Genomic DNA, 12,586 nt, shown 5'->3' with positions numbered 1-12,586 from the left:
CCGAGCTTGGGCTCGCCGAGATTACGGTCAAGATCTACCGGGGACACGTAATGAAGAAGATGCGTGCACGGTCGCTGGCCGACTTGATCAGAATGGCTGAGACGTTGGGAATTCGCGCCAATCGTCCTGAACAAACCCAAGTATGATTTTACAATTTCATCAGTCGAGCCCACTTTTCGCCGAAGGTGGCTGACGCTTGCAGCCGCTATTCCCCGTTCAGGAGTGCTCGTCTTGTCCACGCCTTTGATTTTCGTCGTTGACGACGACGCCTCAGTCCGTGCGGCGACAGAGAATCTCTTGAAATCGCGAGGCTACATCGCCCAAATATTTGCATCGGCCGAGGAACTCCTGAGGTCCCCGCAATTAGACGAGACATCCTGTGTCATTACCGATGTGCAGATGTCGGCTATGAGCGGCCTGGAGCTGTTGGCAGAGATGCGGACACGTGGTTACGACGCACCATTCATTTTCATTACGGCTTTCCCCGACGACCGCGTGCGCGCGTCAGCGCTGGGCGCCGGAGCGATTGGCTTCCTTGCCAAACCCTTTACCGGACAAGCGTTAATCGAGTGCGTCGACACCGCACTGAACGCGTATGACGGCCGAGGCGGCATCTGATGCATTCAACCTGCGGCTTGAATTGGTGTCCGATCTAAACGCTCCACGCGTCGATCGTGCCGCCGATCGACCCCTTCGCGGTCAAGCACGCTACTTGCTTTAAAACGCGAGCGAGCGGCCAATTGTTGCCATGTCCATGCTTTACCGACTATCGCCGGGGGGCTACCTTCGTGCAGAATAACCTTATCGCTGCGAGGGCCGGAAGGGCACGCTAGCTCGACTCATTCTGTAGGTCGACGTTCAACGTGATGCTCACCTAAAGCAATCGACCACCCTAAGCACTTAACTCGTCTAGATCGTGGCTATATACTCCATTACAGAGTGGAGCTGGCGCGAGAGCGCACGACAAGGCAAGAAATTGTCTTTTTGCAGTCCGACTTCAGTGACGATGATAACGCAGCTTCGCCTAGACAACCGACTCGCGTGTTGGGTTGAGACTTTTCCGGTGAAAGTGCTCTGGACGATGCTCGTGCTCACGGCGTCGTTATGTCCGTGGACGCGTGCCGACTGTTTTGCGCATCGGGCGCCGCTTCGTTGTGCATTTCCCTGCCCACCGACTCACGGCGGGCGCGACGATGCTTACTTCTTCGGAGGCCGGCATCTCTAGACGACTTCTGCCTCCAAACCATCCAACGTGCTCGGTGCAACACGCCCGGCCCTCGGCGGCCGGGCGCGCTTTGGCGGCACCCCATGCAGGTCCTCGCCGCAGCGAGCATTGCCGCAAATGGCCTTGCGCAGTTAGCCCCTACTTCCAACGCTCAAACAACTCAGCAACTGCTAGGCCAAGGAGCACTTTGGCAGCGGTCTTCTGAGCCAACTCAAAGGAACTCTCAGCCGAAAAGGCAATAAACACAGAGGAGCCCGGAGCAGGCCAGATTAGTCTACTCCATCGGGCCCAATCACCTGTGATCCCATGGTCACATAAAATCATCCTCATAATCGTATGTTGAGGGGCTCTCTGGGATCTCGGCATCACTATCTTCACTATCGTCAGCTCTGGAAAGATACCGCCCAGCAGCGCCTTTTCGCGGCCATTCGCCGTCGCTATTCCTTACCCACTTATCTGACTTCTCTGGGTCGAGAACCATGTTGTCGGCGTCAACCTCGACGAATCCCAAATTTGCCGCCCGGGCTCTTGCTTCCGGATTAGCCGGACGCAAATTGAGCAACGGCCGTCTGACGTCTCGTCGAAGCTGGTGCTCGAGCAGGATATCGCCAGCGTTCTCAACAAGCGGATGAACGACTTGAAGATCTACAGTTGAGGTAGTCCCTTGGCGCCCAGGAAATAGTTCCTCCCACCTTTCGCCCTCGAACTAGGTTCATGCTGTCGCCGCCTTCCATTCTGAGAAGACCGACACTCTTGTTCCCCAACTGGTAGCTGGAGTATCGCGCATCATCGGAATCTCGGGTTGCCGCGTACTCTTCGGTCATTTCTGCGGTTCGCTTTGCCTTGGCGGACACGAACTCAGAGAACTCTCGGGGGTTGTTGGCGATGTAGTTGATTTCATCGCCATAATAGGCCTCCGCGGCTTTTCGGAACACGTGACGATCCTTGAACTCTATTATGGGAGGGTTTGAAGCGAGCGAATACGGTCTTGTTGCCGAAGATGAACTGCTACTCGAGCCCCGTTTGGACTAAGCGCATATTGGCGAACGCATCCGCAAAGCTGTCTTCGCCCCGTTGCTCATCAGTTTCAGCAAACTGAGAGGACTGGAAGTAGGACGAGCCATTGACCCGATTATACATAGCGATTGGTGCTCCCATCGGACATACATGTCCGCATCTAACTTAGGCTTGTTAGGCCCAGCGGGGCCTGATAGGGAGCCTGGCTTACCAAAGCCTGACGCGGCCGCCCTCACGTTGGGTTGTCATAGGTCTTCCTTCTGAAAGGACACGGCGGCACCCTCGTGCCATTGCATTCATCAGGCTTGATGAGAGGCCGCGAACAGCTCCGAGGAAGCTCCGCGATTACGAATTGGGTCGATCGATGATTCATCTGCCAATCGGATTGTTCTCTTTTCGGAGTTTCGCCGCGCCGCCTGATATCCGAATTGTCATTTTCGATCTGCAGTGGAGCTCGCGGACGAGCAGGCTCCCATAGTTTTGGCCGATTTTCAGGCGTTGACCAACGATATCGCCTGCGCCAGACTCGAGGAGCGCGACCTGCGCGTTCGGTTTCAACGCTCATTAATCCAAATTCGCATTTCGCCTTCGCCGCGATTAGCCCAGCTAAACCACGGAATGAACGTCAGCCGCTGCGGTTCAAGCTCTCCAAGGATTTTGTCGTATTGATAAAGGGCCGCTTCCTCAGAATGCGTGTGTTGCAACCGCGTCCCGTCGGCTTGCAGCAAAATCTTGCCGTCAAAGAGACCTGTTCCTTCGATAAGAGAAAACTGACTGTCTGCATGGAGCCAAATATTGTGTAACTCGGTCCCATTGTCGGCCTCCTCCAGACATTAAATCAAGGGGCCACGCTGGATAGCCACCTTGCCGGCCAAATTGCGAACTTGGGGATGGCCGTATACGCGACGCACTTGCATCGGCAGCAATAGTTTGATGCGATCTCCCTGCTGCCACGTTCTGCGAATATGCAAATAGCCCTTGCGAGGCTCGCAAGCCGTTCAGGCTCGCCTGCGGCGCGCTGCACCATTCCGGCAGGCGCAGGGCAAGCGTGTGGGCAATTGGCGGCGCAGATTCGACCACGATTTCCACCTCGTCTCTCCAGGGATAGCTGCCGCTCATGAGTAACCGCAGCGCATATCCTTCGACGGATATTGCCGCCCTGTTACCAACGTAGAGATTCACATAGAGCGCGCAGGTGCTGGGCGTGTAGATGTAATGACCAATCGATGTGAATAGGCGTGCGATGTTCGGTGGACAGCGCGCGCAGCCAAACCAGCGTCGTCGCACTGGCGAGACGTGGTTGTAGATGCCATTATGCCTCAGCGTTTTGGGATGCACTTCGAGCGGGTTAACATAGAAATTGTGACGCCCGTCGAACGCGATACTACCGAGAACGGTATTGTAGAGCGCGCGCTCCATCATGTCGGCATAGCGACCGTCCGGTTCCATCTCCAGCATACGGCGCGCGAACATCATCAGGCCAATCGACGCGCAACTTTCCGCGTACGCTGTATCATTTGACAAATCGTAATCGCTGCTGAACGCTTCGCCGGCGCCTTGCGAGCCGATGGCTCCGGTAATATAGATCTGGCGCTGCACGATGTTTTGCCATAGCCGTATGCAAGTTTGGCGCTGCTGCTCGTCCTGGCGCAGACGCGCGAGATGAGTTACTGCGGTCATGAGGTATACAAAACGAACCGCGTGACCGGTTGCAGTCCGCTGCTCCGAAAGCGGCAAGTGCGCTTGGCTATACGCTTTGTTTTTCATCATCCAAGGCGTGTCGTCGGATTTCGGGACGCAGGATTGCTGGCGCTTCTCGTACTCAATGTCGTAGAAGTGTGGCTCCGTGCCGCGTTGCTCCACGAAATAATTGGCTAACGCGAGATATCGCTGCTCCTTCGTCGCTTCGTAGAAGCGTGCCAACGCGAGTTCGATTTCCGGATGTCCATCATAGCCGTGCAACTGATGGCGCTCTGGGCCGAAAATAGTGCAGAGGTGGTCTGCAAGCCTGCAAACGACTTCCAGCAACCGCCGTTTGCCAGTCCCCTGAAAGAATGCGAGACCCGCTTCGATCAAGTGACCAGCACAATAGAGCTCATGGCACTCCGTTAAGTTAGTCCAGCGCTCCTGAGGCGCGTTCAGGATGAAATAAGTGTAGAGATAACCGTCGGCGCATTGGGCGGCGGCAATCAACTCAATCAGGTCATCGACGGTTTTCTCCAGGTCTGGATTTGGTGCCTGGCACAGCGACCATGCAGCAGCCTCGAGCCATTTTGCGCCGTCACTGTCCTGAAAAACCATGCCATGGAACTCGCCCCTCGCACGTCCAGCGGCAAGGCGGAAGTTTTCTACCGCGTGACTCGGTGGCACCTCAGGGTTGCGATCGTTTAGCACCTCCCATTGGTAGGGAATTGCCACTGCCCTGACCAGCTGCTGGCATTGCCCAATCAGTGGATCCGAACCTGCAGGTTGTGAAGATCGACTTCGGCCACATTCCGACCATTCATTGCATTCCTCCTTGTAGTGTGGCGAGCGGAGACCTAGCCCAGCAAGCCACCTCACCACGTTCGGTTGGTGAGGTGCCGCTCTGAGATTTGCGAAAGCACACTCGTACTCTCGGTGCGAGGTTTCAAAACGATAGAAATGGACAGGCTGCCCTAGGGCGGCGGTCCACCCAGACAATGCGTTGACAGCAATCATTCGAGGAGTGGGACAGCAAATCCCGTGCCCAGAATGAGGAGCGGTCTCTCGTCAACTAGTTCTGCGGCTCCGCGGTAGGAACCCATTGCGATCGCAGGCCCACCAACCGGTTTTGCCAGTCGTGCTAAATCCCGCGTCGCCACAAGGCTGGTCGAACCTGCTATACGAGCAAGTCGCTGGAGTATATGTACTCTCTCGCCGCTAAAGCCGGGGGCGCCGCATCCTTCCGGTGCGGCGCTCCCCTGACTTGGTTTTAGGCCCTCGATGTCAGGCTTCTAACAATCCTTTTATGACACGTAGCAGCTGGGAAGGCCGCGTGGCGTGTATGGTCCAACCGGATTGCGTGAGCCGCTGCTAGGCGCGATCTAGGCCACAAACCGAACGGCTAATCCTAAGCATTCGCTACCTCGGGGAACGTGCCCGACATGGGGATTCTGGCAATCGGGACAAGTAAGCTGTTGCGCATGTGGGCTGCTAGTGAATAAGCCGCGCCGGAGCGGCCCGAAGCTGTTGTGTGCATCGACTTGCTCGTTGGCTTCGGCAAGGCGGGAGGATGAGTCAGAAAGTCTTTTTTTTGCACCGAGCTTCATGCTCATTTGGCCCTGCAAAGCAGATTGCAGGCTGGGTAACCGAGAGCCGACTTGGCTCTCCTCCGTAATTCCCACTTGTTATCGACCGTTCCGCTCGAACGACAGGAAGGTAAGGCTCGCTCCAATCGGCGTTAGTCGCTTACCGATGATGAGCAAGCAGGAGTGACTTTGGTTGTTGAGCTGCATCGGTCTGTGTGACCTGCTGATGGCTGGTGTTCTCCTTGAGCGCGCAGACGCGACTCGGGATGCTCAGACATAACACTGCCGCCTCATTCCACAGTCACCGATTTTGCTAGATTACGCGGCTGATCCACGTCCGCGCCCCTTACAAGCGCGGTATGGTAAGCCAAGAGCTGAACCGGAATGGCATAGACCATCGGAGTAAAGCTTGCGGCCGTTTCCGGCAGCACAATGGTCATGAGTGTGTCCACCGTCGCTTCCAAAGCACCCTTCGAATCGGTGATCAGGATGATCTGGCCCCCCCGAGCCGCAACTTCTTGCATATTCGAGACGGTCTTCTCGAAGACCCCGTCATAAGGCGCGATCACCACCACAGGCACTGCCTCATCTATCAATGCGATCGGTCCGTGCTTGAGCTCGCCGGCCGCATAACCTTCTGAGTGGATATAGGCAATTTCCTTCAGCTTGAGTGCGCCCTCAAGCGCCAGGGGGGCCGATGTGCCACGACCGAGATAGAGCACGTCCCTTGTGTCGGCGATATAACGCGCGAGCTTCTCGATCTGGGGCTCAATCAACAGCGCCGCAGCAATCAACCGCGGCACTTCGATAAGCTCACGCACAAGCTTCGATTCATCGATCTCAGACAGCTTACCGCGCTCTTTTCCCGCAGCGACGGCAAGCGCCGCCAATACAATTAGCTGGCAGATGAACGCCTTAGTGGACGCGACGCCGATTTCCGGCCCCGCCAGCGTCGGCAGAACGGATTCGCTCTCCCGCGCAATCGTCGACGTCAGGACGTTGACCACAGATATCGTGTGCACTCCCTGCTTCTTGGCGTATCGCAACGCAGCTAGCGTGTCAGCGGTTTCGCCCGACTGCGAGATGACGATCGCGAGATCGCCCCGGCGCAAAGGCGCCTCTCTGTAGCGGAACTCGGACGCTACATCGATCTCGACAGGCAGGCGCGCCAGGCGCTCGAACCAGTATTTGGCGATGTGTCCGGCATAGCTTGCAGTGCCGCAGGCCGTGATTGAGATGCGCTGAATGGATTGAAAGTCGAACGGCAATGTAAGCGGCAGGGCGACGCGCTTGGCCGCCATGTCGAGATAATGCGCCAATGTCTTGCCGGCAACTGTCGGCTGCTCGTGGATTTCCTTCGCCATAAAGTGGCGATAATTCGCCTTGTCTACCAGGAGTGCCGATGCGCCAGATTTTGATGCTTCCCGCTGGACGACAGATCCGTCTGAGCTATAAATCACGCACATCGTGCGCGTAAGCACGGCCCAGTCGCCGTCTTCAAGATAGGTGATGGTGTCGGTCAAAGGTGCGAGCGCGATCGCGTCCGATCCTAGATACACTTCGCCATTACCATGCCCAATTGCAAGCGGCGACCCCTTACGCGCACCGATCAAAAGGTCGTCGTGGGCCTTGAAAAGGAATGCCAGTGCGAAGGCACCGCGCAGCCGCGGCAGCGACGCTTGCACCGCATCCTGCGGCGGGCAACCCTTCTTGAGATAAGATTCGACGAGATGCGCCACCACCTCCGTGTCTGTCTCTGAGTTAAATTGGGCTCCATTCCGCTCTAGTTCGGCTCGCAGCTCGCGGAAATTCTCAATGATCCCGTTATGAACGACCGCGACGTTCTCCGTCGCATGCGGGTGAGCATTGCTCTCGGTCGGCCTTCCATGTGTCGCCCAGCGGGTATGACCGATGCCCGTATGACCCGACGGAGGATAATAGCGCAGCTGCTCCTCAAGGTTTCTCAGCTTACCTGCAGCGCGGCGGCGCTCGATACGAAGACCTTCAAGAGTCGCGAGGCCTGCGGAGTCGTACCCGCGATATTCCAATCGCTTGAGCGACGCGACCAACTGCGCAACGACCGGACCACGCCCCAGAATGCCAACAATTCCACACATATCGATCAATGCAACCCAAGTTTAAGGATTCCGACGTCCCCCCTTAGAGGAACCCGGCCATAAAATTCGCTCGCCCGACGTTAACAGCTGTCAAGTTCGATAATTTTCGCGGCCGACTGTGTCGCCGGCGCATTCACAAGCGTGAGTTAGATCTCTTTCGGCCATATCGCTTCGCCCGGGTACATTCCGCTTATGCCGACCGAGCACAAACCGCGCAGCAGCTCTAGCTTGAATTGCCCTGTCTTACTCGAGAGTTTTTCCGGCGCGGGTTTAAGAGACTTATCATACTCGAACCGAGGCAACTCACGCTCGGCCAAGTTAAACGAGCGGCGTCGAAGCTCCATTGTACGAAAGTAAGCTCTCGATATCGAAACGTTCGACTATCTATACCAACGTTTGCAAATTTCACTTTGTCCCGCGTCGATCGTCCACTGCCTGCCGCGAGTTGGCTATTGGTAACGGCGCTGATCATAGTTGATCGCTCGACCTACAAGACCGCGTGTTCTGTTCCGAACTTAACAGCGCTTTGTAGACTGCGGCTCTATGAGCAGGCCTGGCTTTCGTGCCGTCATTCCGACAAATGCATTGACGAATGCGACCTCGGCTCGTCGCTCTCCCACGCCATGACGAGACCACGCGAATGCACACATGGGCCGACCGCAGACCGTCGCTCCATGTCATTGAAATCTTGCTCAGGGGCAAGCGCGCCCCCGGCGCTCGTAATGGTGTTTTGCCATCCATCTCGCCTACTTGGTGTCGCGCTGCTAGGGCGATTGAGCTTCATTTTTTTGAAGCTCAATGTGTTGGCATACTTCAGTCCAAATTAAATCAATGTATATGGTGTGCATTCCCGCATCATGTGTATGAGTGGAGCTAACGATCGCTTTCCTTTAATTACGGCGGAGCGCGCGTGCGCATCTAGATTTTTTCGAGAAACGGCCTCGCGATGGTGTTGCACAGCGAGGCTCTTTGCGGCGCAACTAAGGGAGACCATGGCGGCTCAGGACTCAAAGCGGCGCGTTGCGCTGATCACAGGCGTGACCGGGCAGGACGGCGCATATCTCGCCGAGTATTTGCTCGGTCTCGGCTACGTCGTGCACGGCATCAAACGGCGCTCGTCCTCGTTCAACACCGCGCGTGTCGACCATCTCTACCAGGACCCGCATGTCGGCGAGGTTCCGTTTGTGATGCACTATGGCGACATGACGGATTCAACCAATCTGATCCGCCTGGTGCAGCAAATCCGGCCGACCGAGATCTACAATCTCGCAGCTCAAAGCCACGTCGCCGTCAGCTTCGAGAGCCCGGAATACACCGCCAATGCCGACGCGATCGGCGTGCTCCGCCTCCTGGAAGCGATCCGCATCCTCGGTATCGAGAAGGAGACGCGATTCTACCAGGCCTCGACCTCCGAGCTCTACGGTCTTGTGCAGGAGATCCCGCAGAAGGAGACGACGCCGTTCTATCCGCGCTCACCTTACGGCGTCGCCAAGCTCTACGGCTATTGGATCACCGTGAACTACCGCGAAGCCTATGGCATGTTCGCGTCGAACGGCATCTTATTCAATCACGAGAGCCCGATTCGCGGCGAAACTTTCGTGACCCGCAAGATCACCCGTGGTGTCGCCCGCATCGAGGTCGGTCTCGAACAGACGCTCTATCTCGGCAATCTCGAGGCGAAGCGCGACTGGGGCCACGCGAAAGACTACGTAGAGGGCATGCACATGATCCTGCAGGCCGACCAGCCGGACGATTTCGTGCTCGCCACCGGCGAGGCCCGATCTGTACGCGAGATGGTCGAGCTTGCCTTCGCGCAGCTCGGCCGCCGCGTCGAATGGCGCGGCAAGGGCGTTGATGAGACCGGAATCGACACGAAGAGCAACAAGACCGTGGTGAAGATCGATCCGACCTATTTCCGGCCGACCGAGGTCGATCTCCTCGTCGGCGATGCCAGCAAGGTGCGCAAGAAGCTCGGCTGGAAGCCGAAGCGGACCTTTGCTCAGCTCGTCGGGGAGATGATGGCGAGCGATCTCGCCGAGGCGAAACGGGACGCGGTCCATGGCAAGCGCAACCTTTGAGCTGACTCGCAAGAGCGTTTACGTGGCCGGCCATCGCGGCATGGTTGGCAGCGCGCTGGTGCGCCGGCTGGCGCGCGAGGACGTCGAGATCGTCACAGTGGACCGGCGTGAGGTCGACCTCTGCAACCAGGCCGCCGTGTTCGACTGGTTCGCGCGGGTTCGGCCGCAGGTCGTATTCCTCGCCGCCGCCAAGGTGGGCGGCATCGTCGCTAATGACACGCTGCGCGCCGAGTTCATCTACGACAACATCGCGATCACGGCGAATGTGATCCATGCGGCCCAGCAGAACGGCGCTGAGAAGCTGATGTTCCTCGGCTCGTCCTGCATCTATCCGAAGCTGGCGCCGCAGCCCTTGCGCGAGGACTCGGTGCTGACGGGCCCGCTGGAGCCAACCAACGAGCCCTATGCGATCGCTAAGATCGCCGGTATCAAGATGGCGGAGGCCTATCGCAGACAGTATGGCAGCGACTTCATCAGCGTAATGCCGACCAATCTCTACGGTCCCGGCGACAATTATCATCCCGAGTACAGCCACGTGGTTGCCGCCCTAATCCGCCGCTTCCACGAGGCAAAGCTCGCGGGCGCGAGAAGCGTGGTGGTCTGGGGCACCGGCACGCCACGCCGCGAGTTCCTCTATGTCGACGACATGGCCGATGCCTGCGTGCACCTGATGAAGACCTATTCTGGAACCGAGCTCGTCAATATCGGCACCGGCAAGGACATCACCATCGCCGAGTTAGCACTCATGGTCGCGGCCGCCATCGGTTTTAGCGGCGAGATCAGATTCGACACGTCGCGCCCTGACGGCACGCCTCGCAAACTACTCGACGTCGCGCGGCTGTCCGGGCTCGGCTGGCGCGCCACGACCTCGCTTGAGGAGGGCATTCAGCTGGCATACCGGGCGTATCGCGCCGACAGCATTGGACGGCACCGGATTGATCTGCCTGTTCCCCAGTAAACAGGCCAATCCTAGAATCGGCGGTGAATGTCCAGCCTAGCGGACTTGCCGCTCAAGTAACGGCCAACTTTGCTTCGGAGTTGACAAGCGTTGATTGTCAACAACCGAGCTCAGTCGGGCGCCAAGAGCCCGAGCGATGCGGCGTCTCTTAGCTACGAGGTGGCCAACCACTTGCAGGGAAAGGATGGCCATTATCGAAACCTGCTGCCACCAAGTTGAGAGCTCATCGACTCTAAGCCGCTAAACGCCGACCGTGGAACCGTCATTGGCCGAATTGTGCTGGTCTCCCTTTCCTCTCGACCAACGGGTCGAACGCCGGTCTGTCATTATCATCCTCGCCGACAGCGTAACGATGAACATGAGCGCGCCTAACATCCCGAATGCCAACGGCAAGCCAAAGATGTAGGCGACGAACCCGACGCCGGCGGGCCCGACTAGCCGCCTGTCGTGATGACCGCGATAGCAACACCTGCTGGCATCACTTTCTGTTTGCCGGCGCGTCGACACAGCACGGGTACGACATTTGAAATACCTAATCCAATAAGCAGAAACCCCGTCATAGCAACTAAGGCAAAGGGCGCGGCCATCACAGCCAAGAAGCCCGTCACGATCGGCATAGTCCCGAGCATCAATGTGGCACGGTCGCCGATTCGCGCCGCCACGGCATCTCCGCTGAGACGCCCTGCGGTCATTGCGATTGAGAAGAGCATACAACCAATGCCCCCGTGGGCCTCCGCGAGAAGATGTGACCTGCCACCGAACTTTCATCCATCGGCAGTTAGAGTCTCGGGGTTTTGTACGCCAAGTGGCGCGGGTGGAGCAACGGACGATCGGCGGAGCTGGTCGGGGTTGCGCAGCCGGTCGTCCGTTGCGGTGAGGTGGGCGGCATAGGCCGCTGGGGTAAGGTATTTCAGTGACGAGTGAGGCCGCTGGAGATTGTAGTCGGCGACCCAGGCATCGATCTTGGCGCGGGCGTCGTCGAGATCGAAGAACAGGGTCTCGTTGAGCAGTTCGTCGCGCATCCGGCCGTTGAAACTCTCGATGAAGCCGTTCTGCATCGGCTTTCCTGGCGCGATGAAGTGCCAGTCGATACCCGTGTCCTTGCTCCAGGCCAGCATGGCGTTGCAGGTGAACTCGGTGCCATGGTCGGACACGATCATTGCTGGCTTGTCACGTCGTGCGACGATCGCCGTCAGTTCGCGGGCGACGCGCCGTCCCGAGATCGACGTATCTGGAATGGCGCCCAGGCATTCCTTGGTCACGTCATCGACGATGTTGAGGATGCGGAAGCGCCGCCCGTTGGCGAACTGGTCGTGGACGAAATCGAGCGACCAGCGTGCGTTGGGCTTGGCCTCCACCAGGATCGGGGCCCGGGTCCCTACGGCCTTGCGACGGGCCCGTCGCTTGCGGACGGCGAGCCCTTCCTCCCGATAGAGCCGGTAGATCCGGTTGATCCCCGACGGCTCGCCGTCCCGCCGCAGCAGGACGAACAGTCGGCGGTAGCCGAAACGCCGCCGCTCGTTGGCCAGATCGCGCAATCGGCCGCGCAAAGCCGTGTCCGGCGGGCGGCTGGAGCCGTAGCGGATCATCTTCCGATCCGCGCCGACGATCGAACAGGCCCGCCGTTCCGACAGGCTCATGACGGCCTGCAGATGCGCGACCGCAGCGCGCTTGGCGGCGGGCCCTACCATTTTTTTGAAAGAAGCTCGCGAAGAGCGGCCGCATCGAGCATCTGCTCCGCCAGAAGCTTCTTCAGCTTCGCATTCTCCTCTTCCAGGGCCCTCAGCCGCTTCGCCTCGGAAACGTCCATGCCGCCGAATTTGGCCTTCCAATTGTAGATCGTCGCTTCCGAGATCCCATGCTTGCGTGCCAGGTCAGCCGTCTTCGCCCCAGCATCATGCTCCTTCAATACTGCGATAATC

At 58.1% G+C, this 12,586-nt stretch carries 10 protein-coding genes and 1 pseudogene; 4 read left to right on the top strand and 7 right to left on the bottom strand.

Annotated features, from left to right (window positions below; all coding sequences use genetic code 11):
- The coding region (locus tag BM190_RS39075; protein WP_244550911.1) for a LuxR C-terminal-related transcriptional regulator at positions 1–146 on the top strand (146 nt) is incomplete at its 5' end.
- A gap of 85 nt (positions 147–231) precedes the next feature.
- Positions 232–618, top strand: coding sequence for a response regulator transcription factor (locus BM190_RS39070; RefSeq protein WP_177237552.1), 387 nt, complete (start codon positions 232–234; stop codon positions 616–618).
- 917 nt (positions 619–1,535) lie between these two features.
- Here BM190_RS39070 and BM190_RS42050 read toward each other — a convergent pair.
- From BM190_RS42050 to glmS, 5 genes and pseudogenes are all read right to left on the bottom strand, one after another.
- Positions 1,536–1,871, bottom strand: a pseudogene (locus BM190_RS42050) (GNAT family N-acetyltransferase); the annotation flags it as partial.
- Positions 1,843–2,160, bottom strand: coding sequence for a hypothetical protein (locus BM190_RS42045; RefSeq protein ID WP_502687029.1), 318 nt, complete (start codon positions 2,158–2,160; stop codon positions 1,843–1,845). The gene BM190_RS42045 and the pseudogene BM190_RS42050, both read right to left, overlap by 29 nt.
- A gap of 636 nt (positions 2,161–2,796) precedes the next feature.
- A complete protein-coding gene (locus BM190_RS42040) occupies positions 2,797–3,036 on the bottom strand; it encodes a hypothetical protein (protein ID WP_502687031.1) in 240 nt (79 codons plus the stop codon).
- A complete protein-coding gene (locus BM190_RS39060; RefSeq protein WP_283806156.1) occupies positions 2,981–4,942 on the bottom strand; it encodes a glycoside hydrolase family 127 protein in 1,962 nt (653 codons plus the stop codon). Before BM190_RS39060 ends, BM190_RS42040 begins: the two co-directional genes overlap by 56 nt.
- An 859-nt stretch (positions 4,943–5,801) precedes the next feature.
- Positions 5,802–7,628 (bottom strand): glutamine--fructose-6-phosphate transaminase (isomerizing), encoded by a 1,827-nt coding sequence (gene glmS / locus BM190_RS39055; protein WP_092263337.1) that lies wholly within the window; start codon positions 7,626–7,628, stop codon positions 5,802–5,804.
- Between the two features lie 992 nt (positions 7,629–8,620).
- Between glmS and gmd the strand changes: the two genes are divergently transcribed.
- Together gmd and fcl are read left to right on the top strand one after the other, a co-directional pair.
- Positions 8,621–9,706, top strand: coding sequence for a GDP-mannose 4,6-dehydratase (gene gmd, locus BM190_RS39045; protein WP_092263334.1), 1,086 nt, complete (start codon positions 8,621–8,623; stop codon positions 9,704–9,706).
- A complete protein-coding gene (gene fcl / locus BM190_RS39040; RefSeq protein WP_092263332.1) occupies positions 9,687–10,664 on the top strand; it encodes a GDP-L-fucose synthase in 978 nt (325 codons plus the stop codon). The genes gmd and fcl overlap by 20 nt, the downstream gene beginning before the upstream one ends.
- 434 nt (positions 10,665–11,098) lie before the next feature.
- Here the strand turns inward: fcl and BM190_RS41820 are convergent, their stop codons facing one another.
- A complete protein-coding gene (locus BM190_RS41820) occupies positions 11,099–11,326 on the bottom strand; it encodes a hypothetical protein (protein WP_349516972.1) in 228 nt (75 codons plus the stop codon).
- A gap of 102 nt (positions 11,327–11,428) precedes the next feature.
- Positions 11,429–12,585, bottom strand: a protein-coding gene (locus tag BM190_RS39030) for an IS3 family transposase (RefSeq protein WP_092263329.1) whose coding sequence is annotated in 2 segments (ribosomal slippage) — positions 11,429–12,363 and positions 12,363–12,585 — 1,158 coding nt in all. Because the reading frame shifts where the segments join, the coding sequence is not laid out codon by codon here.
- Position 12,586: the final 1 nt, after the last annotated feature.

Source organism: Bradyrhizobium sp. Rc3b (genome assembly GCF_900114915.1).
Classification (GTDB): Bacteria; Pseudomonadota; Alphaproteobacteria; order Rhizobiales; family Xanthobacteraceae; genus Bradyrhizobium.
The sequence above is the reverse complement of the archived record's forward strand: the minus strand, read 5'-3'. Positions and strand labels throughout refer to the sequence as shown.

Coding starts and splice junctions, on each gene's coding strand:
- BM190_RS39060 (WP_283806156.1), bottom strand. CDS start 4,942: ATGATTGCTGTCAACGCATTGTCTGGGTGGACCGCCGCCCTAGGGCAG.
- gmd (WP_092263334.1), top strand. CDS start 8,621: ATGGCGGCTCAGGACTCAAAGCGGCGCGTTGCGCTGATCACAGGCGTG.
- glmS (WP_092263337.1), bottom strand. CDS start 7,628: ATGTGTGGAATTGTTGGCATTCTGGGGCGTGGTCCGGTCGTTGCGCAG.
- fcl (WP_092263332.1), top strand. CDS start 9,687: ATGGCAAGCGCAACCTTTGAGCTGACTCGCAAGAGCGTTTACGTGGCC.